This is a genomic window from Geomicrobium halophilum (assembly GCF_014207655.1).
In the GTDB taxonomy this organism is placed as follows: Bacteria; Bacillota; Bacilli; order Bacillales; family Marinococcaceae; genus Geomicrobium; species Geomicrobium halophilum.
Genome location: NZ_JACHHJ010000001.1, coordinates 1,394,121 through 1,415,505 on the forward strand (window position 1 = coordinate 1,394,121; position 21,385 = coordinate 1,415,505).

Here is a 21,385-nt window from a genome sequence, read left to right on the forward strand (position 1 = left end):
TACTATTTTCAATGAGCGTTGTTTTTATGTCTCCTATTTGTAATGATATAATCATGACGAGATCAAACACGGATGTTTACCTACGCAACTGTAGTCGGCATATAAAAGGAATCGTTACAGGTTGAATCATCAATGTATAACGCTTGTCAGTACTTTTTAAGATGCCAACCATCATTAAAAAGACTCTTGATATACAAAATAGAGAAGGTGATGGCTTGAATAAAGGATTAAAATTTTTCGGCATAATAACCTCAATAGGGATGCTGCTTGTACTTTTACAGGGTGCTGTTGTTACAAAAACAGACTCCGGAGATGGTTGTGGAGAAACTTGGCCGCTCTGTTTTGGGGAACTCGTCCCATCTTCCCCAGCCATTGCAACATTAATTGAATATAGCCACCGACTGGTTTCCGGTTTGGTCGGCTTACTTGTGGTTATATTGGCGATTTGGTCTGTGAAAAAACTATCGCATATACGCGAAACGAAATTCTGGGCTTTAATGGCTGTCCTTTTCATTATTTTTCAAGGATTAATGGGGGCAGCAGCTGTCATATTCGGTCATTCAAACCTTGTACTTGCCCTTCATTTCGGAATATCTGCGATTTCATTTGCTACCGTAGTGATACTAACTACACTCGCATTCGAGGATGGTAAACAAAGACCTGCTCCTCGTGTAAAACGAGGGTTCCGCGGTTATTTATTTTTTGTGCTCGCCTATACGTATGCGGTCATCTATAGCGGTGCATATGTAAAGCATACAGGGTCCACATACGCCTGTGATCAATTCCCGGGATGCAGCGGGGAGTTTTTCGGCTTCCAAGCCGGTGTGCAAATGACACATCGCATTGCAGCGATTCTTTTAATCGTCTTTTTGTTTATCCTTCTCATTCAATCCCTGCGTTACCGCAAAGAAAGTCGCATGCTCGCGGGCAGCGGTATTACAGTGTTTCTACTCGTCCTCATACAGGCGACTGCTGGTGTTCTGATTGTGTTCTTTCCAGATGCTTATATAGCAACCGCGTTAACCCACTCGCTGGTAGTCTCGATACTCTTTACGGTTCTTTGTTACATGGGAATGATTGTTACGCGTAACCGAGCATATTAGAAAAAAGGCTGTAAGGAAGACAATTTTTCCTGCAGCCTTTTTTCTATGAGCTAGTCTTTAAAAAGCGTCGTATAGGAATGGCTTTCCTTCTGGAATCGCCCTTTCCCACAACGTGACTGCAGCCTCGGGGCCTTTTAAAACCCCTCGGCTGAAAAGTGTTTCCCCGTCTACATAGCGGAACAGGAAGGGAACGATCCCTTTAATATCAGTCTCCAATACAGGACCGGTTATCGATGGGCTCTTTTGAACCACCATTTCGCCGTTTGTTTTCGTCACCCGATACGTCCCTGTATTCCATTCAGCAAAATCATCGTTTACGGCAATCGTAAGTTGTTCTCCCTCTTCAAGCTGAAAAGGAAAATGGGTTAAGAAGCTTTCCAGCTCTACAATACGAGCCATAAAATGAGTCCTGCGTTCTTCAAGAGCATCCGGATTGTTCATAAAAAAGCGCCAGTGTAGATCATTCGGCATCGTTATTCTCATTTCTTCAACCATTGAATCATGATTGGCAACGAGCCTCCACAATTCTGACTCGGCCTCTTGATCAACAGCTACAAACTCAGAGGCCTTCAAAACATTTTCTTTAACTTTATAGAAAATATATCCGCGGTCTTTTCCTTCATCATTCTGATAAACGATCCGCCGTTTATCTTTAAAGCGTGCACTTAATAAAATATTTTTCCACCACCACTCATCCCGGTCGATCATTCCGGTGTATTTCATGGCGTACTTATCATATATTTCACTAAATATCTGCCAATCCTCATCTTTGACGCGGCGGAATTTTCCTTTCCCGCTTTTGCTGGGAACAGGAAATTCTTCTTTTTTCATAACCGCAGTCGTTTGATCGCAGTATAACTCCCAACCAAATTTGCGATAGTAACTTATTGCAAATGGGTCAAGAAGGGATAGGACGTGGCCGCGGGATTTCATATCGAGTAAGCTTTGTTTCAATAACTTCCGAACATTTCCCCCTCTTCGTCCCTCAGGCCACGTGGATACGCTCGTTATACCACCTGCGGGCAGAGATGTACCGTACAGCCAGAGGCGGGTGGGGAGAACGGCAACTTTCGATAGAATTAGCTCATCTTCAACGGCCACCCAAATGTTATCTGCGACCATTCGGTTCATGATTTCTGTAGTCTGTTCTTCAGAAAACTCTTCCTGAAAAGCGAATGCTCCTAGCTTAACTGCTTCTCTTTTTTCATCTTCACGTAGCTTCCGAATGTCCATCGCCGCTCTCCTTTCACGTCCTCAGCCTTAGACTTCCACTTTTTTTCTCCCTTAGTCGGAAATTTCGATGAGTAAATCCCCGCTTTCAATTGCTTCACTATTGTCAACATGGATGGCTTTAATAACACCATCACGTGGAGCTTGTACAGTCGTTTCCATTTTCATCGCTTCGGTAATGAGAAGCTGGTCCCCCTTCTTCACTTCTTCGCCTTCTTTCACCAGTACTTTCAAAACGGTTCCTGGCATCGTTCCAGCGATATGGTTCGGGTTTTTCTTTTCTGCTTTTGGTTTTTCCTTAACCGTACTCTCGATGCTGCGGTCTTTAATAATCACTTCTCGTGGTTGACCATTAAATTCAAAATAAACGATACGGTTCCCATTTTCAGAGGCTTTCGAGATAGAAATGAGCTTAACGATTAATGTCTTCCCTTCTTCAATTTCCACTTCGATTTCCTCACCTAGCCGTAGTCCATAAAAAAACGTCGGTGTATCAAGGACAGAAACATCCCCGAAATAATTTTTAAACTGCTCATACTCCGTAAACACTTTGGGATACATCGTGTAATTCATAAGATCGTGAGCCGTCACTTCGCGATCAAGTTCATCATAAAGGGCGCTTTCCACCTCGTTAAAATCTACAGGTTCCATATGCTTACCAGGGCGATCGGTGTAAGGTTCACGATTTTTTAAGATGATATTCTGGAGTTCATTAGGGAAGCCCCCAGGTGGCTGGCCAATTTCACCTTTAAACATTTCGACCACCGATTCTGGGAAGTCCAGGGAATTCCCTGTTGCAAAAATATCCTCTTCAGTAAGGTTATTTTTCACCATATAGAGCGCCATATCCCCAACCACTTTCGAAGATGGGGTCACTTTTACGATGTCGCCAAAAAGAGTATTTACTCTTGCATACATATCCTTAACATCATCCCAGCGTCCCTTTAAGCCAACTGCTTGTGCTTGTTGTTGTAAATTGCTGTATTGACCACCTGGCATTTCATGCTCATAAACTTCTGGGTGGGGAGCGATCAATCCGTTTTCAAACCCTTGATAATAGCCGCGAACATCTTCCCAATAGTTACTCAACCTGCTTGCTTCTTTTACATCGATGTCCGGTTCCTTACCTGTTCCTTTTAAAGCATAATAGAGACTCTCCATGCTTGGTTGCGATGTAGATCCTCCCATGCTGCTAATAGCCGTATCAACCACGTCCACACCTGCATCGATCGCGCGTGCATACGTAAACACCCCGTTACCACTGGTATCATGCATATGCAAATGAACCGGCAAATCAACCGTTTCTTTCAGCTCACTTACCAATTGATAAGCTGCCTCCGGCTTTAATAACCCTGCCATATCTTTAATTCCGAGAATATGTGCCCCCTCGGATTCAAGTGTTTTCGCTAGCTCTTTGTAATAATTTAAATTATATTTTTGGCGATTTTCATCAAGAATATCCCCAGTATAACAAATGGCAGCTTCCGCAAGTTTACCAGTATTTCTTACTGCTTCAATCGCTTTAGTCATCCCCGGGAGCCAATTGAGTGAATCGAATACCCGAAAGACGTCGATACCTGCATGTGCAGAAGTTTTCACAAATTCCTCAATGACATTATCGGGATAATTCTTATATCCAACAGCATTAGCTCCACGTAAGAGCATTTGGAACAAGACATTGGGCACTTTTTCACGAAGGGTAATCAAGCGTTCCCATGGATCTTCATGCAAGAAACGCATAGCAACATCATAGGTTGCTCCTCCCCACATTTCCGTTGAAAATAGCTGTGGCAGCATCCGCGCAGTCGGTTCTGCAATCTTTTGAAGGTCGTGCGTTCGGATACGCGTTGCAAGCAGGGATTGGTGAGCGTCTCTAAAAGTTGTATCCGTCAATAATGTTCGATCCTGATCTTTTAGCCATTGGACGAGCCCATCTGCTCCTCGATCATCAAGAATTTGCTTACTTCCAGACGGAATGGGTTCATCGCGATTAACCGTTGGCTGACGCGGCGTTGAAAGTATCGGCTTTTTCTCATGTTCCAGGCCTGGATAGCCATTTACAATCGTTTCACCGATAAACGTTAACATTTTCGTACCACGGTCTTTTCGACGCGGGAAGACAAATAGCTCCGGCGTTTCATCGATAAATGATGTGTTGTACTCCCCTTTTAAAAATTGCGGATGTTGCACGACGTTTTCTAAAAACGCAATATTCGTTTTAATTCCGCGAATTCGAAACTCGCGTAAATTCCTCAACATTTTAGCTGCAGCCACATCAAATGTAAGTGCCCATGTCGAAACTTTCACAAGTAAGGAATCATAATGCGGACTGATGACAGCTCCCTGAAAGCCATTCCCTGCATCAAGGCGCACACCAAAGCCCCCACTAGAACGGTAAGCCATAATCTTACCTGTATCCGGCATGAAATCCTGTTCGGGATCTTCTGTTGTAACGCGCGACTGAATGGCATAACCATTCACCGTTATATCCTCTTGCTGCGGGAGCCCAATAATGTCACTGTGCAAGGATAAACCATCAGCGATGTACAATTGGGCATGAACAATATCAACGCCTGTAACCATTTCCGTAATCGTATGTTCTACTTGTATTCGGGGATTCACTTCAATAAAGTAAAACGATCCATCGTCCCCTACAAGAAATTCAACCGTTCCTGCATTTAGATAATTTACACTGCGGGAAAGATCAAGGGCGGCTTGACAAATGTCATCTCGAAGCTCTTCTTTAAGTGCCAAACTGGGGGCAACTTCGACGACTTTTTGATGACGTCGTTGTACTGAACAATCCCTTTCATATAAATGTAAATGATTCCCTTTGTGATCTCCGAGAACTTGTACTTCTATATGCTTTGGTTCCTCGATGAGTTTCTCCACATATACCTCATCACTGCCAAATGCTGACCTCGCCTCCGAACATGCACGTTCATACGAAGATTGCAACTCTTCAGCATTTCGGACAATTCGCATACCTCGACCGCCACCACCGAGACTTGCTTTAATAATAAAGGGGTATCCATGGGCGTCTGCGAATGCTTCCACTTCTTCCACACCGGAAACCGCACCATCGCTACCTGGGATCACAGGAATTCCGGCTTCAATCGCCGTCTGCCGAGCACGAATTTTATCACCAAACATATGCAGATGCTCACTCTTGGGTCCAATAAGAATGATGCCTTCTTCCTCACACCGCTCGGCAAAATAAGTGTTCTCCGCCAGAAATCCATACCCAGGATGGATGGCATCAACATCTATGCGTTTAGCAAGTGAAATGATGTTCTCAATGTCCAGATATGCTTCGATCGGTTTTTTTCCTTCCCCTACTAAATACGCTTCATCTGCTTTATAACGGTGAAACGCCCCTGTGTCCTCCTTAGAGTATATGGCGACTGTACGAATATGTAATTCCGTGCACGCTCTGAAAATACGAATTGCTATTTCTCCACGATTAGCTACTAAAACTTTGTTAATGTTTTTTAATTGACTCAACTGGCTTCCTCCATTCCCTTTTTCTAAAGTTTATAACAGTTTCTCATATGATAGCATTTATAACAAATAGATACCACTCTATTTTATAGTTTCCGATTCCATTCTCAATCATCCGCTCCTAGAAAGGGAATTCCTTGAATAAGTCTCCCTAATTTTTAAAACACCTTCTTATAAAAAAAACCAACTCTATATAAAATAGAATTGGCATTATTTATTTACTGTTGCTTCATGTAATACGGCTAATTTTCTTTCTAACTCACTCATGATATGTTTTCCTGACTGTTCGTCGATTAAATTAAGGCGAATAGCGAAATCTATTTCCCGTGAAAGTCCAAACATCTGTGTGTCCAGTACTTCCTCATAAAGTGGGCATTGCGGCATTGTTAAATTATCCATTTGAACCTCAATCAGCTGTCTGATCTTTTCCGCATCTGCTTTGAGAACAGCGTAGGCCTGCTCCTTGTTGTCAGTCACGGTCTCCATATGCACATGCATCCCTCCAGTTTGAACTCCTAGACCTATCTTATCCGGTATACCCTTAAATTGCAAGCATGCTTATCAAAATTATTAGTACTTATTTTTTTGATAGATAATAAGTTTCGGCCCGTGAAGCCTTTCAACTCTGATTCCGTTGTACAAAGGAGACGTCGCCTTTATGAATATGTTAGGATGAGAAAAGTTGAGAGACAAGGAGGAGCATACATGGACCCTTTTATTATTAACCTTTCAGGTGAAGTCAAACATAGCATTACCATTGACCCGACAGCATGGATTTTTGATCATCGTAAATTTAATTTGGACGAGTATTTTCTCGGCTTTCATGACAATAAAAAGGATGTATCGCAAGAGAATAATGCCGGACCGAGGCGCTTTCAAACAAACCAGATTCGCACGAAAAAAGAAGCCTCAATTGAGGGCTCCTATGGAATCATTCTTGAACCTTTTATTGAAAACGCAGAGCCATTGCCTTCAGCTGACAGGCTGATAGCGATTACCTCCGACGATAAAGAAGTATCTGCACCATTAGCAGATGGTAAAGCCTGGATTGCCTGTTTTTCCTCTTCTGAAGGCAAGGCGCTGAAAGAAGATGGACCGATTCATATTTATTTCCCTGATGGTTCGAATCGACACTCCCCTATTACCAATGTCGTTAAGTTACGTGTAGATTAATATTTGGAATCCAGTTTTTTTGATCAGTAATGGTTCTTTACGTGCGTGTTCATTAAGGAGGCCAAAAAGAACCGAATAAGTCAAGGGGACGTAGCTTTGAGCATCCTGCTGCTTGCAAAGTATTCACTTCACACGAAGGAAAAGTGGGTTTCTTTTCCGAGGAGCGTACGTTCTTGGTACGTGCGACGCGCCGGAGGCGCTAGTGCCAGCGTGTCACTGAAAGTGACAACGCTGGCCTCCTTCACCCCACAAGCTGATGCAGAAATTTGGCGGCTCTCAAATCCTCTTCCTCGAACCCTCCTCGCACGAAGAAACAGTGATTTTCTTTTGCGAGGAAGTTTTCCCGGGCTTTCTAAACAACCTCTTTAAGGCAGGTCGTCAGAGAAGGTCGGCTGCTAATTGGGCGAGATTCGATCGCTCCCCTTTTAGCAAGGAAACATGCCCGCTCACGGATTGCTCCTTGAACCGTTCCACCGCATACGCCAGACCATTATTATATGCATCCAAATATGGATGATCAATTTGTTCTGGATCTCCTACCAATACAATCTTACTTTTGTCGCCAACTCTTGTTAAAATCGTTTTGATCTCATGTTTCGTTAAGTTTTGCGCCTCATCAATAATAATCAACTGCCCTGGTAAACTACGGCCACGAATATAGGTGAGAGCCTCTACTTGAATGGAACCTAATCCTGCTAAAATATTTTCAAGTTCTTCGGGTTTATTTGTGTTAAAAAGAAATTCTAGGTTATCAAAGATTGGCTGCATCCACGGGCGGAGCTTTTCTTCTTTTTCCCCGGGCAAATACCCGATATCCTTTCCCATCGGTACAATGGGACGGGCGATCAACAATTTTTTATAAATATTCAGATCTTCGGTTTGCAATAAGCCCGCTGCCATTGATAGCAACGTTTTTCCTGTTCCTGCTTTTCCTGTAAGTGTAACAAGTGCCAAGCGTTGATCAAGTAATATATCCAAGGCCATCTTTTGCTGCACATTTCTCGGCTTAATCCCCCAAACACGATCTCGGTCATGAATGACCGGCTTTAACACCTTACCTTTGTCGTCTATCCGCCCCAATCCGGAAGCAGAGGGCTGCAATTTGTTTTTTAGGATGACAAAAGCATGAGGGTTGAGCGAGGGACAGGGTAACTCAGAAACGGAAATTTCTTGGTTTTGATAAAAACGTTCAATCACTTCAGAATCAACGTGAACGGTTATAAAACCTTTATAAAGATCATTATCCACGAGCACTCGATCGTTTAGAAAATCTTCTGCCTTCAGCCCCATTGCTTCTGCTTTAATCCGCACGAGAGCGTCTTTACTTACAAGAATGACTTGATCTGTAAGGTTTTCTTCTCTGATTTCTGCTTTCAGATTTAAGGCCAATGCAATAATACGGTTATCATTCGTAATTTCAGGCAGTTTCTCTTTTAACCTTTCATACGAAAGATGGTTCAACTCAACACGTAGATACCCGCCATTATCAAGGGGAACCCCTTGATGCAACGGACTTCGATCCCTTAAATGATCAAGAAGCCGTGCAACTTCACGAGCATTTCGTCCAATTTCATTCATATTCCTTTTTTTGGTATCCAATTCTTGCAATACAATAGCTGGAATGACAACATCATGCTCCTCAAATGAAAAAATTGCACGAGGATCTTGTAGAAGGACATTCGTATCAAGGATATAGATTTTTTTCAATTCGCTACCTCCCGGTTTCACGAATCACGACGACCGGAGACAATAGATAATCGCCTCTTACTTTGGTTTATGCACATCCTTGCTTAAAGTTGACAAGTCTTTTTGGGTGAATTCAAGAGATCCGCATGATATGTACACTTTTTCATTCATGTTATAATGAGAAGAGAGATGAAGAGTGAGAAGGTGAGAGTATGAGAGCAAAATGCGTATTATGCGATCGCATCGATACCATTGCCGATGATGACCCGCTTGCAAAGCGATTACGAAATCGCCCCATTCATACGTATACCTGCCCCGAATGTTATAACCGTATTTCAGCCAAAGCGAATAAGCGTCTAGAGAAAAAATAGAAAAAGGCTGATGTGCACCGTGGTGTACATCAGCCTTTTCTATTTAAGCCTTTTTGGCTTCATTTCTTTTATGCAGTTTTAATCGGACTCGGTAAATACTAAGCACCACCGCAACTGCCAAAAGCGACTCGACGACAGGCATAAATATGGCGAAAAAGGTTAATACGAAACAACCGAGCAAGAGTGCTGCATATACAACCACGTTTTTCAGCAATGGCAATTTTCTCGCAAAGCCGAGATTAAAAACCATGATACTTAAAACCACAACCGCTGCGTATAATAACCAAAAACCAAGCGTCATATCTTCATGGATATTAAACAGTGCTGCAACCCATGAAAAATCATCCAGTGTAAGCTGCCCTTCTTCCTGCACAGCGCCTTCTACCTCCTACTATGTTGAGATCTTCTTCTTGCGTTTTTGTTCGCGCTCACGCATGGAAGTGCTCAACGTCTTCTTCCGAAGGCGAATCGTCTTCGGTGTAAGCTCACAGTATTCATCTTCGTTCAAGTACTGAAGTGCTTCTTCCAATGTAAGAATGCGCGGGCGTTTTAACGTTACTGTTTGTTCTTTTGTAGCTGAACGAATGTTGTTCGCTGCCTTTTCTTTTGTGATGTTAACAGACAGATCATTTTCTCGGCTGTGTTCTCCGACGATCATCCCTTCGTAAACCTCTGTGCCCGGCTCTACAAACATCATTCCGCGGTCTTCCAACTGTGACATGCTATAGGGAGTCGCTTGCCCTTTTTCGTTGGCTACAAGCACCCCTTCCCGGCGGCCGGCAATTTGTTCTTTTATCAAGGGCTGGAACGAATCAAAAGAGTGATTAATGATTCCATATCCTTTTGTTTGGGCCATAAATTCCGTCGAATACCCAACGAGCCCCCGTGCTGGGATAAGGAAATCAAGACGTGTCTGCCCCTCGCCTTGTTGTTCCATATTAAGCATTTCACCCTTGCGTTCACCGAGCCCTTCCATAATTGGGCCCGTATATTCTTCAGGAATGTCGATTTGCACACGTTCAAACGGCTCGTGTTTAGTACCATCGATCTCTTTTACAATCACTTCAGGTTTTGAAACTTGCAACTCATACCCCTCACGACGCATGTTCTCAATGAGAATCGACAAATGCAATTCACCGCGTCCGGAAACCGTCCAGGCATCTGGGGAGTCGGTTTCCTCCACTTTTAGGCTTACATCCGTCTCTAACTGCCGCATTAAACGCTCTTCTATTTTTCGACTTGTTACATGATCGCCGTCCCGACCGGAAAAGGGACTATTATTGGCTAAAAAGGTCATTTGCAATGTGGGTTCATCGATACGAAGTGCGGGCAAAGCTTCAATATGATCTGCAGGGCAAATGGTTTCTCCTACGTTAATATCATCTACACCAGCAATCGCTATAATATCTCCGGCGGCCGCTTCCTTGATCTCCTGCTTCTCAAGGCCATGAAATCCAAACATTTTGCTGATGCGAAATTCGCGTTCTTTTCCATCCCTAGTGACAAGCACCGCCCTGTCTCCGTGGGCAACCTTACCTCGGAAAACACGTCCGACCCCAATCCTGCCTAGAAAATCATTATACTCTAACATTGTAACCTGGAACTGGAGCGGCTCATCGCTATTATCTTTAGGGGCAGGAACGTTTTCTACAATTGAGTCAAAAAGCACGTCCATACCCTGATTTTCATCATCTTCTGGCCTTTGGGCCGTTCCTTGAATGGCTGAAGTGTATAAAACCGGAAAATCGATTTGGTCTTCCGAAGCACCGAGTTCTATAAAAAGGTCGAGCACTTCATCCACAACTTCCTCTGGCCTTGCATTTTCACGATCAATTTTGTTTAAAACAACTACCGGCGTTAGTTCTTGTTCAAGCGCTTTTTTTAACACAAACCGGGTCTGCGGCATACAGCCTTCATAAGCATCTACCACAAGAAGTACGCCGTCTACCATCTGTAGAATCCGCTCTACTTCACCCCCAAAATCTGCGTGTCCTGGTGTATCAAGAATATTAATTCGTTTATCTTTATATAGTAAAGACGTGTTCTTCGCTAAAATCGTAATCCCGCGTTCTTTCTCTAAATCATTTGTATCCATTGCACGTTCTGCCACTTGCTCCTGCTCGTGAGCTGCAAATGTACCTGATTGTTTTAACATTTCATCCACGAGCGTTGTTTTCCCGTGATCAACATGTGCAATTATCGCGATATTGCGCAAATCGTTGCGAATGTCCACTTTGATTTTCTCTCCTTAATCGTGCGTATTCAAAAAGAGGGCTAGCTCCATATGTATGAGCTAGAAGTGAAAGCCGATGGTATACTCCTTTTCAAAAAGAGTGAGTTTCCCAATGTTCCCATACTTTTTGGACAGCACCTAGTATATACGAGTGCGTTCAACTTTTCTATTTTATCACAATCCAACCTACTTCTCCAGATTGAATCACTAGTGTTTTTGTTTTACACTTGATGTAATGAAATGAAAAAGCAGGTGAACCAATGCGAAACGTAGACTGGACTTTACTGTCCCTTGCCTTTCTTGCCACAGTTGCAATTGCATCCTACGGTATTGCTGTAGCAGAACGGAGCTTTCTGATTGCTATTATTGCTACGGTCGTTCTCATCCTTTCCTTTAGAGGCGCCGCCATATACCGTAAAAAGAAACTCGTAACTGATAACGATTAACACAATAAGTGCAAGATGACCGCTTAACCTCCCTTTTCGGTGGTACAAACACAACTGGGCGTAGCAGACCTGGCGTCTTGTGACTGCCCGACACTAAACCGTCCCTGGCAGCGGAACCCGGTTTATGGCTGCCGAGAAGTAGAAGGGATGGTTCCTTGCGCTAGACAATGGTAAATGTCAGTGTTTCTATACTTTCGTACCTGACACTCCAAAGAACAGCCTTCTTAAAGAAGTGCTGTTCTTTTGCATGGTAATAAATTTACTGTCCGTTGCACCTTGCGAACATTTCCTCATGCACGTGCTTTTCTCCGGCTAGTACGGAACATGATTCTGTAAATAACTCATCGCCATCAAATAGAGGCGTACATTCGCCTCCTGCTTCAGAAATCATAATAGCAGCTGCCGCGTAATCCCAGGGGGCAAGCCGCATACTCACATATGCATCCAGACGCCCGGCCGCAACATAGGCAAGTTCCAAAGAAGCAGAACCATAAGATCTGGTGGCCCGTACATCCCTGACCATTCCAGCAAAAACTTCTTTCGTCTTTGGACCTGCACTCCCAACAAGCCAGCGGGCGTTAAAACCAATAATCGCCCGTGAAAAATCTATACTCTTTCGGGGGTAGAGCTTTTTACCATTAAGATATGCCCCTTCGCCTTTGACGGCCGTAAACATTTCGTCAGCCATTACATCATAAATGATTCCGACTTTCCCTTCTCCTTTATAATAAATGCCAATGGAGATGGCAAAATTCATGTACTGATGCACATAATTCGTTGTCCCATCGATCGGATCAATGATCCACGTAATCGTATGATCAGGTATGTTCTTATATTGCTCCCCTTCTTCACCAATGACAAAGTGTGAAGGATAGGCTTGTTTGATTTTATCGCTCAAAAAATGCTGAACTGCAAAATCATTGGCGGTTACAAGATCATCTGCATCTTCTTTCGTATCAATATCCAGGTTACGAAGTGCAGGGTCATAAAGCCGATGTGCTGCTTCAGATATAAAAGCAATAGCTTGATCCTTTAATGCTGTCCAATCCAAGGGAGGACCCTCCGTTTCTCGATGATTGAATCCATCTGTAATGTCAGTATCTCATATTTATTGATATGATTGGAAGCCTACCCCTTTTCATTTTCACATGTCAAGCCACAAAAAGCGAGCCTCAGGGCTCGCTTTTCAACATATGAATTACGCTTCTAATCGAATGAGTTCTTGTCTTAATAATTTTAAACGTTTTTTTGTTTCTATCATACCATCATGATCATTGCCATTCATTGCATCATGGAGCGTGACAAGTTCATAATCAATTTCCAAACGTACGACCGGGATCCGTTGTTCAGCGTCATTCCTCTTAAGCGCCTGAATTACTTGTTCCATCATACACACCCCTCTTTTTATTAAAGCCTTTGACCAAAAAGCGATGACATGATTCATTATTCTGATTTCGGTTATTATATCATATGCGTGACAAATTTCAAATGTCCGTGTAAATGCTTCTTAAAAATTTTTACGCGAAAACGTTCGGTTTGCTTCCTTGACTTTCAAGCATTATGATGAAATAAAGCTTATCTTGCGAATAAAGGAGTTTTGCAAAAATGAACCTCCCCAGTTTTACAAGACATGATTTTGATACTTTTCATATTGAGGGGCTTGAACCGCGGATGGAAGCCATTCGTGAACGAATCCAGCCGAAATTCAAAACAATCGGAGATGCATTGGCAGACCAACTAAGTGACTTAACAGGAGAAGAAATGTTTTTACACATCGCCAAACACGCCCGTCGTAAAACAAATCCACCGAATGATACATGGCTTGCCTTAGCCCATAATCACCGGGGGTATAAAAAACACCCACATTTTCAGGTTGGGTTATTTGATGACCATCTCTTTATTTGGCTTGCATATATATATGAACTTCCTAATAAAAAAGAAATCGCGCAAGTATTGTTGGAAAAACAAGAGCAACTGGAACAACTTCCAAGTCATTTCGCTCTTTCTTTAGACCATACCCAAAAAAATGCACAAAAACTGGGAGAAATGAAGAGTGAAGACCTCCATAAAAGTCTCATCCGTTTCCGTGATGTTAAAAAGGGTGAATTTCTCATTGGACAACAGATTGGCAAAAATGATCCCCTCCTAAATGATGGAAATCAATTACTCTCAACGATCATGCAGACTTTTAAAAAAGTACATCCCTTTTATGAACAAACGATACAAATTCCGAGCCCATAAAAAACACAGGCTTCCATTCTTGCGGAAGCCTGTGCTTCTCTTTACGGCCTACGTACGAGCTCATCCTCATTGACTTTTCGCGCCTGCTGAACCGTCTGCCAACACGACTGATTCGTCTGCCGCTCATAATCTCGAAAATATGTTTTTTCCTCGTTTTTTGCTGGTACTACTTCTTTAAACTCTTCGTATGCCTTTAAAATTGTCCCAGCTCTAGTCCCCTTGTCATAAGCATCATCTACTTGTGTGAAAAAGTTAACAACCTTAACAATTTCCTCTTTTGTCCAATCCATGGAAAAGGGGAGCGATACATGATCTTTCATAATAAAAAACCTCCAGTCTGATTATACCAAAAAAAACCTATCCGTAGATAGGTTTACAATTTCTGTAAGCGTTTTTTCCGGCATTCCGCACAGCTTCCATACAATGTTGCCATCTTCTCTGCCTTATAATGCTCAATCGTGCGGTCACATCCTGAACAAATAATTACAGTCATTTCTCGCACCCCTTATGAAAGCGTTTAATGATTTGTTACTATAATAATATGTCATCATAATTAAAATGTCAATGCTAATTTGTATGTCATATTTATGGTGGATCACTGTTTTATAGAAAAGAACCGTGCACCATCACTGTAGTGCACGGTTCTTTATTCACTAACTTTTTCTAATTTAATTTCTGAAGGTTCTATGAACTCATACCCCTCGTCCACGAGTCCTTCAATAATATCTTTGAGAGCCTTATTCGTCCATTCACGATCATGCATAAGAATGTTAGCACCATTTCCTAAATATTCAGTTTCCACCATCACTTCAGCCAGAGCTTCCGCATCCGTATATTCTTCTTCCCAATCAAAGCCATACGTCCAATTCATCCCTAGCATACCTTCATCCTCCAACACTTCCCAACTTCTTTTTGTATTCGCGCCATGCGGAGCACGGAAAAATGTCGGACGTTCACCTGTTATCCGTTCTACTTCATCATTTAAAAGAACGATTTCTTCTTCGACTTCTTTTTTGGAGATCTCCTGTAAATTTGGGTGGCTCATTGTATGATTGCCGATTTCATGTCCATAATCCATGATTTCCAGCAGTTGCTCTTCGCCTTTCTCATCATTGATGAAATGATGATTTACGAAAAAAATGGCAGTAACCCCAAGATCATGAAGCGTCTCGGCCATTTCAGGACCATATTCATCCGGAGTATCATCGATCGTAATCAACACTGCTTCTTCAGGTGAATCATCAATGGGCTCTAAAGACCAGTTATTTTCATTAAGAGTATAGGACGGTGTCGGTTCTCCTTCTACCTTTTCTTCCTCATCACTTGTACCAGCAGCAGGATCTGGATCCTCCCCATCTGCATCTCCTCCATCTTCATGAGAACCGCTTTTAACGTCTTCTTCTGCTTCCAAACTTTGTCCATCATTCGTATTAACGTCCTCGGCAATCTGTTGACATGAGGCGAGTAACAGTGTAAAAACTGTACTGAAAACAAATAGTAATCCTTTACATTTCCCCATACCCTTCCCCCATTAATCATAAAAATATAATAATTCTTTCTTCTCTAATTTTACACTTCTCGTCACCTAATTCAATACATTGACCGTAAAATAAAGGTACACGCTATAAGCGGCACCTTTCTTATTTTATCCTTTTTAAAACTGTATCACCGCTTTTTCTTTTCCATTACAGTTCATTTAAGATCCGACGTTTGAAAAATCCCTCGTGCTATCATAAGCATATCAAGGTGAAAAGGAGCAGGGGATATGATGCAAAATCCAAAGCATGCTCTAACTGCTACGATAATTGTTATGATAAGCACTTTATTAGCCTGCAGCAATACTAACAATATAGATGAAAGTCTAGATGCTAAACCTCACCCATCTGAAGAGGCACGTATATTATTATTTACCGATGAAAACAACACAGAAATCGAGCGGCATTACTACAATGCCCTCCTTACGTTTAAACATGAACAAAAAGAGGATACAGAAGTAGATATTATCCGTGAAAATGAAAATTCACCTTTGGTTGATGACTACAACATTGATGAATTTCCAACCTTGATCCTGTTTTCAAATGAGCAGTCTCCAACATATGTTCAAGGCCAGAAAACTTCGGAAGACATTTTATCGTTCCTTCACGAACACTTTGCACTATAGTTAAGTACAAAAAAGTTACGCCGGTACTCATCGGCGTAACTTTTTTATTATTTCACATGAATGGGAGTACCTAGAGCAACTTCTGCTGCTTCCATCGTGACTTCCCCAAGTGTTGGATGGGCATGGATCGTCATCGCCACATCTTCTGCTGTCATTCCAGCTTCAATCGCTAGGCCTACTTCTGCAATCATATCAGAAGCGTTCGGTCCTGCTACCTGTGCCCCAATAACAAGGCCATCATCCTCACGTGTGACAAGTTTAAGGAATCCGTCACTGTCATTTAAGGAGAGGGCACGGCCGTTTGCCTGAAATGGAAACTTCGAAGCTTTTGCATTAAATCCTGCTTCTTTTGCTTCATCCTCCGTATAACCGACAGATGCCAATTCCGGCTCTGAGAAGGCAACAAGCGGGATGCCAAGGTAATCAATTTCAGAAGCTTCCCCTGAAATAACCTCAGCAGCAATCTTCCCTTCGTAGGAAGCTTTATGTGCTAAAGGCGGTCCGTCGGTAATATCACCGATTGCAAACACGTTCGAAACGCTTGTACGAGCCTCTTTATCGGTCTGAATGATTCCGCGATCGTCCATTTCTACGCCAATTTGTTCGAGACCAAGCTCGTCTGTGTTTGGTTTACGGCCAACGCTGACGAGAACGTAATCAGCCTCGATCTTTTGTTCTTCTCCTTTAACATCAGCAGTAACTGTAACTCCGTTTTCGGTTTCTTCCACTCCGTTTGCCATTGCCTGTGTATAGAAGGTTACACCTTTATTTTTTAGACGGCGCTGAACGAGTTGGGCCATTTGCTTTTCAAAACCACCCAGAATGCGCTTCTCACCCTCAAGAACGGTGACTTCACTGCCCAGATTCGCATAGGCTCCAGCTAATTCAATGCCAATATAGCCTCCGCCAATGACTACGAGTTTCTCTGGAATATCATCCAATGACAATGCTCCTGTGGAATCAATGACGCGCTCGCTGTACTTAAGGTTTGGAAGCTCAATGGGGCGAGAGCCTGTGGCAATAATACAATTCTTGAACTTATACGATTGACCACTATTATTCTCACTGGACACCCTTACTGTATCTTTATCAGAGAAATAGGCTTCGCCTTCCACAATATTCACCTTATTCCCTTTAAGAAGGCCCTCAACTCCGCCGGTTAACTTCTTCACAACACCACTTTTCCATTCCTGTACCTTGGAAAAGTCTACCGATACGTTTTCCGCAGTGATTCCCAGGTCGTTATTACCATGAGCTTTTTCATAGCTATGTCCAGCTTCGATCAAAGCTTTTGATGGAATACAACCTACGTTAAGGCAAACTCCTCCTAAATCTCCTTTTTCTACAACCGTCACGGACTGCCCAAGTTGAGCGGCACGTATAGCTGCTACATAACCCCCAGGACCAGATCCTATGATAATGGTATCGACTTCTTCTGCTAAGTCTCCTACGACCATGGTTTACCCCTCCATAATTAGTAATTCTGGATCGTTAAGCAATCGTTTTACGTGATTAAGCGCTTGTTGTGCTGTGACACCATCAATCAGACGGTGATCATAACTTAAAGATAACGCAAGCATCGGTCGAACGACAACCTCACCATCGTGAACCACTGCTTTTTCTTCAATACGGCCGATCCCAAGAATAGCAACTTCAGGATGGTTAATAACCGGCGTGAAAAACGCTCCATTGGCAGAACCTACGTTTGAAATTGTACTTGTTCCACCTTGCATTTCTGAACTGGTTAATTTTCCGTCTTTAGCCTTCTGGGCAAGCTCATTGATTTCAGATGCGAGCATAAAGATCGACTTACGATCTGCATCTGGAACGACGGGGACGACAAGTCCACGGTCCGTATCCGCTGCAATCCCAACGTTAAACTGTTTTTTGTAGACAATCTCTTCTTGCTCATCATCAATCGATGCATTCATTGCCGGAAACTCTCGCAAAGCGGACGTGTACGCCTTAACGACGTATGGCAAGTAAGTAAGCTTAATATCTTTTTCCGCTGCCACTGGTTTAAATCGCTTACGGTTAGCAACAAGGGCACTGACATCAACTTCGTCCATATGCGTGACATGTGGAGCTGTTTGCTTACTATTTACCATGGCATCTGCGATCGCCTTGCGAATACCTTTAAACGGCACGCGTTCCTCGGCAGGGCCTGAAGTTGAAGCTGTAGTTTCTGCTTGGGTGGCCGCTTTTTCTTCGGCCGGCTCTTCGTCCGCTGCTTCATCACCGCTTAGGAAGGCCTCCACGTCTTCTCTTAGAATCCGGCCGTTTTTGCCGCTCCCTGTCACTTCGTTAATGTTCACACCTTGCTCCCGGGCATACTTGCGAACCGAAGGCATAGCAATGACTCGCTTTTGTTCTTCTTGGTCCTGCGTACTTTCTTTCCCAGTGTCTTTTTCTTGTGAAGAAGAAGCCTCTTTATCTTCTGATGAATCTTTTTTCTCGGAAGAGGATTCAGCTTTATCTTCGCTATCTTCTTCGGCCCCACTCCCATCATCAATAGTAACGATGACATCGCCGACTGTAATTGTCGTGTTCTCCTCGACTTTGAGATCCAGGATCTTCCCGTCAACGGGAGAAGGAATTTCTACGACTGCTTTATCATTTTGCACTTCACAAAGCACATCATCTTCTTCAACATTGTCTCCTTCTTTTACCATCCATTGAACGATTTCTCCTTCATGGATCCCTTCGCCGATATCTGGAAGTTCAAATTTAAAAGCCACTCACAAGGCCTCCTTTATAGTGATGCCGCTACGACATAATCATGTTTGGACATCAAGTTTAGAAATCCAATGTTTCTTTTGCTTTTGTTACGATATCTTCATCATCGGGTAACCAGACATCCTCATCAGATGCAAACGGGTAGACCGTATCTGGTGCAGTCACCCGAGTTACAGGAGCTTCCAAATGCAATATAGCCCGCTCGCTGATTTCTGCAGATATGCTAGCAGCTACACCAGCTTGACGCTGTGCTTCTTGAATGACGACAGCCCGATTCGTTTTCTTCACAGATTCGATAATCGTTTCAATATCAATGGGACTTACGGTGCGTAAATCAATCACCTCAGCCTCGACACCGTCCTCAGCCAGTTGATCAGCTGCTTTTAATGCAGAATGCACCATTGCACCATAAGCTACAAACGTAATGTCACTACCCTCACGCTTCACATCAGCTTTGTCAAGCTCAATTGTATAATCATCTTCAGGTACTTCACCTTTTAAAGAGCGGTAAAGCTTCATGTGTTCCAAATAAAAAACAGGGTCATTGGAGCGAATCGATGAAATAAGCAAACCTTTGGCATCATACGGAGTTGATGGAATGACCACACGGATCCCCGGTGTCTGAGCCATCAAACCTTCTAAACTATCAGGGTGTAATTCAGGTGTCTTCACCCCACCGCCAAAGGGTGCACGCACAGTAATAGGGCTGCTATAGTGCCCGCCTGTACGATAATGCATTCTTGACATTTGTCCAGATAGTCCATCCATAACCTCAAAGAGGAAACCGACAAACTGAATTTCCATAATCGGACGAAAACCAGTTACGCCTAATCCAATGGCTAGCCCACCAATGCCTGATTCGGCCAATGGTGTATCAAACACCCGGTCTTCACCGAATTCTTTTTGCAACCCTTCTGTCGCCCGGAATACACCACCATAATAGCCGACATCTTCACCGAAAAGAAGGACATCTTCATCATTTCTTAACTCCGTGCGCATGGCATCTGTTATCGCCTGTATCATTGTCATTTCTGCCATAATTAATTCGACTCCTTCGCACGATACTCTTCCAGTTGTTCCTGGAGGTTGTTCGGGAGTTCATTCCCCATAATTTCGATTAAATCACTAACTTTCTGGCGAGGCGTATTTTCCGCCTCCTTCATTGCTGCTTTAACATCCGCTTTAGCTTGTTCAACGATTTCGTTTTCTTTCTCTTCTGACCAGAGGTCCTTTCCTTCTAGGTACGTTCGTAAACGAACTAACGGATCCTGTTTTTCCCATTCTCCGTCTTCCTCTGAAGAACGATAACGAGTAGGGTCATCTCCAGATAAGGAGTGAGGTCCATAACGATAGCAGACCGTTTCAATCAATGTTGGCTTCCCGTCGAGGGCATCTTTCCTAGCTTTTTTTGTTGCTGCATAAACCGCTAGTGCATCCATACCGTCGACTTGAACCCCCTCAATCCCAGCAGCTACAGCTTTTTGGGCAATGGTATCTGCTGCTGTTTGTTTATCTTGAGGAACCGAAATTGCGTATTGATTGTTTTGTACTACGAAAACGGCAGGCACTTCAAACGCTCCTGCAAAATTCATTCCTTCGTAAAAGTCACCCTGTGAGGCGCCGCCGTCCCCGGTATACGTGATTACGATTTGATCTTTCTTTTTCTTTTTTAAACCTAGTGCCACACCAGCAGTCTGAACAACCTGGGCACCAATGATGATCTGAGGGACGAGTGCGTTTAAGCCTTCAGGGATCTGCCCACCTTTGAAGTGACCTTTGGAGAACAAATACGATTGCCAAAGAGGATATCCGTGCCAAATCAATTGCGGAATATCGCGGTACCCCGGTGCAATCCAGTCTTCCTTGTCCAGCGCATAATGAGAGCCGATCATTGAAGCTTCTTGCCCAGCGACCGGAGCATAAAAACCTAAACGACCTTGACGCCCAAGTGAAACGGCACGCTGGTCAAGGATTCTTGTATAGACCATCCTGTACATTAAATCCTGTAATTCGTCATCAGACAAATCTGGCATCTCGTCCTTATTAACGATCTTGCCATTCTCATCTAATACTTGAAACATTTCAAACTTATCTTTAGCCAAAATGGCTCACCTCTTCCTTCATCATACTTTCAGTTTCCTCCAGAAATTGATGACTGACATCATAACCAAAAGCAGCCATCATCATTAATTTACCCGAATAACCTAGCTTTCAACCTTATCCTATCTTTACTGTTACATCGTGGAGGTTACATTGACTAATACAAGCTTTTCAAAAATAAGTTTACATCATTTCCAATTATCCCGTCAATCTAGCTGCTATCCGTTTTTTTACTCCCGTAAATATTTTTATATTCATATAAAACGATTATCTGTTATACATCAACTTGAATAATTGACGTGGATAAAGTGTTACAGATTTTGATTTGTACCATAAACGTTAATATAAATGGGGTTTTGATTTATGTTAACCGTATATCCGTTAATACAGAAAACCATGATCTT

The 21,385-nt window shown here is 42.9% G+C and carries 21 protein-coding genes; 6 read left to right on the forward strand and 15 right to left on the reverse strand.

Annotation, left to right across the window (positions count from 1 at the left end):
- Positions 1-215: 215 nt before the first annotated feature.
- Positions 216-1,103 carry a COX15/CtaA family protein gene (locus HNR44_RS06805; protein ID WP_184403311.1) on the forward strand — a complete coding sequence of 296 codons (888 nt, stop codon included), beginning with the start codon at positions 216-218 and terminating at the stop codon, positions 1,101-1,103.
- A gap of 57 nt (positions 1,104-1,160) precedes the next feature.
- On the opposite strand, the gene HNR44_RS06810 is transcribed toward HNR44_RS06805, so the two are convergent.
- The 3 genes from HNR44_RS06810 to HNR44_RS06820 all read right to left on the reverse strand — a co-directional run bounded on the left by HNR44_RS06810 (position 1,161) and on the right by HNR44_RS06820 (position 6,332).
- The gene (locus HNR44_RS06810) at positions 1,161-2,336 is read right to left on the reverse strand and encodes a GNAT family N-acetyltransferase (RefSeq protein ID WP_184403312.1); all 1,176 of its coding nucleotides are present in this window, start codon (positions 2,334-2,336) and stop codon (positions 1,161-1,163) included.
- Positions 2,337-2,387: 51 nt separating this feature from the next.
- Positions 2,388-5,837 carry a pyruvate carboxylase gene (gene pyc, locus HNR44_RS06815; protein ID WP_184403313.1) on the reverse strand — a complete coding sequence of 1,150 codons (3,450 nt, stop codon included), beginning with the start codon at positions 5,835-5,837 and terminating at the stop codon, positions 2,388-2,390.
- 207 nt (positions 5,838-6,044) lie between these two features.
- On the reverse strand, positions 6,045-6,332 hold the full coding sequence (locus HNR44_RS06820) for an Fpa/YlaN family protein (protein ID WP_184403314.1): 288 nt from the start codon (positions 6,330-6,332) through the stop codon (positions 6,045-6,047).
- Positions 6,333-6,539: 207 nt separating this feature from the next.
- Between HNR44_RS06820 and HNR44_RS06825 the strand changes: the two genes are divergently transcribed.
- A complete protein-coding gene (locus HNR44_RS06825) occupies positions 6,540-7,007 on the forward strand; it encodes a peptidyl-prolyl cis-trans isomerase (protein ID WP_184403315.1) in 468 nt (155 codons plus the stop codon).
- 378 nt (positions 7,008-7,385) lie between these two features.
- On the opposite strand, the gene HNR44_RS06830 is transcribed toward HNR44_RS06825, so the two are convergent.
- Positions 7,386-8,714 carry a PhoH family protein gene (locus HNR44_RS06830; RefSeq protein ID WP_184403316.1) on the reverse strand — a complete coding sequence of 443 codons (1,329 nt, stop codon included), beginning with the start codon at positions 8,712-8,714 and terminating at the stop codon, positions 7,386-7,388.
- A gap of 191 nt (positions 8,715-8,905) precedes the next feature.
- On the opposite strand from HNR44_RS06830, the gene HNR44_RS06835 reads away from it, so the two are divergent.
- Positions 8,906-9,064, forward strand: coding sequence for a YlaI family protein (locus tag HNR44_RS06835; protein ID WP_184403317.1), 159 nt, complete (start codon positions 8,906-8,908; stop codon positions 9,062-9,064).
- A 43-nt stretch (positions 9,065-9,107) separates the two neighbouring features.
- Here the strand turns inward: HNR44_RS06835 and HNR44_RS06840 are convergent, their stop codons facing one another.
- Positions 9,108-9,365: a YlaH-like family protein gene (locus HNR44_RS06840; protein ID WP_184403598.1), complete on the reverse strand. Its 258-nt coding sequence runs from the start codon at positions 9,363-9,365 to the stop codon at positions 9,108-9,110.
- 90 nt (positions 9,366-9,455) lie between these two features.
- On the reverse strand, positions 9,456-11,297 hold the full coding sequence (gene typA, locus HNR44_RS06845; RefSeq protein ID WP_184403318.1) for a translational GTPase TypA: 1,842 nt from the start codon (positions 11,295-11,297) through the stop codon (positions 9,456-9,458).
- A gap of 260 nt (positions 11,298-11,557) precedes the next feature.
- On the opposite strand from typA, the gene HNR44_RS06850 reads away from it, so the two are divergent.
- Entirely contained in the window at positions 11,558-11,743 is a 186-nt protein-coding gene (locus HNR44_RS06850) for a DUF5325 family protein (protein WP_184403319.1), read from the forward strand.
- Between the two features lie 259 nt (positions 11,744-12,002).
- On the opposite strand, the gene HNR44_RS06855 is transcribed toward HNR44_RS06850, so the two are convergent.
- Complete coding sequence (locus HNR44_RS06855) at positions 12,003-12,794, reverse strand: inositol monophosphatase family protein (RefSeq protein ID WP_184403320.1); 792 nt, start codon at positions 12,792-12,794, stop codon at positions 12,003-12,005.
- A gap of 147 nt (positions 12,795-12,941) precedes the next feature.
- A complete protein-coding gene (locus tag HNR44_RS06860; protein ID WP_343069394.1) occupies positions 12,942-13,133 on the reverse strand; it encodes a hypothetical protein in 192 nt (63 codons plus the stop codon).
- Positions 13,134-13,348: 215 nt separating this feature from the next.
- Here HNR44_RS06860 and HNR44_RS06865 point away from each other — a divergent pair, with 215 nt between their 5' ends.
- Positions 13,349-13,984: a YktB family protein gene (locus HNR44_RS06865; protein WP_184403321.1), complete on the forward strand. Its 636-nt coding sequence runs from the start codon at positions 13,349-13,351 to the stop codon at positions 13,982-13,984.
- 41 nt (positions 13,985-14,025) lie between these two features.
- Here HNR44_RS06865 and HNR44_RS06870 read toward each other — a convergent pair whose 3' ends face one another.
- From HNR44_RS06870 to HNR44_RS06880, 3 genes are all read right to left on the reverse strand, one after another.
- The gene (locus tag HNR44_RS06870) at positions 14,026-14,304 is read right to left on the reverse strand and encodes a UPF0223 family protein (RefSeq protein WP_184403322.1); all 279 of its coding nucleotides are present in this window, start codon (positions 14,302-14,304) and stop codon (positions 14,026-14,028) included.
- Positions 14,305-14,357: 53 nt separating this feature from the next.
- Complete coding sequence (locus tag HNR44_RS06875; RefSeq protein ID WP_184403323.1) at positions 14,358-14,477, reverse strand: GapA-binding peptide SR1P; 120 nt, start codon at positions 14,475-14,477, stop codon at positions 14,358-14,360.
- 153 nt (positions 14,478-14,630) lie between these two features.
- Positions 14,631-15,503 (reverse strand): polysaccharide deacetylase family protein, encoded by an 873-nt coding sequence (locus tag HNR44_RS06880; protein ID WP_184403324.1) that lies wholly within the window; start codon positions 15,501-15,503, stop codon positions 14,631-14,633.
- 246 nt (positions 15,504-15,749) lie between these two features.
- Between HNR44_RS06880 and HNR44_RS06885 the strand changes: the two genes are divergently transcribed.
- Positions 15,750-16,145, forward strand: a complete 396-nt coding sequence (locus tag HNR44_RS06885) for a thioredoxin domain-containing protein (protein ID WP_184403325.1) — start codon at positions 15,750-15,752, stop codon at positions 16,143-16,145.
- Between the two features lie 47 nt (positions 16,146-16,192).
- Here HNR44_RS06885 and lpdA read toward each other — a convergent pair whose 3' ends face one another.
- The 4 genes from lpdA to pdhA are packed head-to-tail and all read right to left on the reverse strand — an operon-like array spanning position 16,193 to position 20,962.
- Complete coding sequence (gene lpdA / locus HNR44_RS06890; RefSeq protein WP_184403326.1) at positions 16,193-17,602, reverse strand: dihydrolipoyl dehydrogenase; 1,410 nt, start codon at positions 17,600-17,602, stop codon at positions 16,193-16,195.
- 3 nt (positions 17,603-17,605) lie between these two features.
- Entirely contained in the window at positions 17,606-18,883 is a 1,278-nt protein-coding gene (locus HNR44_RS06895) for a 2-oxo acid dehydrogenase subunit E2 (protein WP_184403327.1), read from the reverse strand.
- Between the two features lie 58 nt (positions 18,884-18,941).
- The gene (locus HNR44_RS06900) at positions 18,942-19,919 is read right to left on the reverse strand and encodes an alpha-ketoacid dehydrogenase subunit beta (RefSeq protein ID WP_184403328.1); all 978 of its coding nucleotides are present in this window, start codon (positions 19,917-19,919) and stop codon (positions 18,942-18,944) included.
- A gap of 2 nt (positions 19,920-19,921) precedes the next feature.
- Positions 19,922-20,962: a pyruvate dehydrogenase (acetyl-transferring) E1 component subunit alpha gene (pdhA, locus tag HNR44_RS06905; protein WP_184403600.1), complete on the reverse strand. Its 1,041-nt coding sequence runs from the start codon at positions 20,960-20,962 to the stop codon at positions 19,922-19,924.
- Positions 20,963-21,385: the final 423 nt, after the last annotated feature.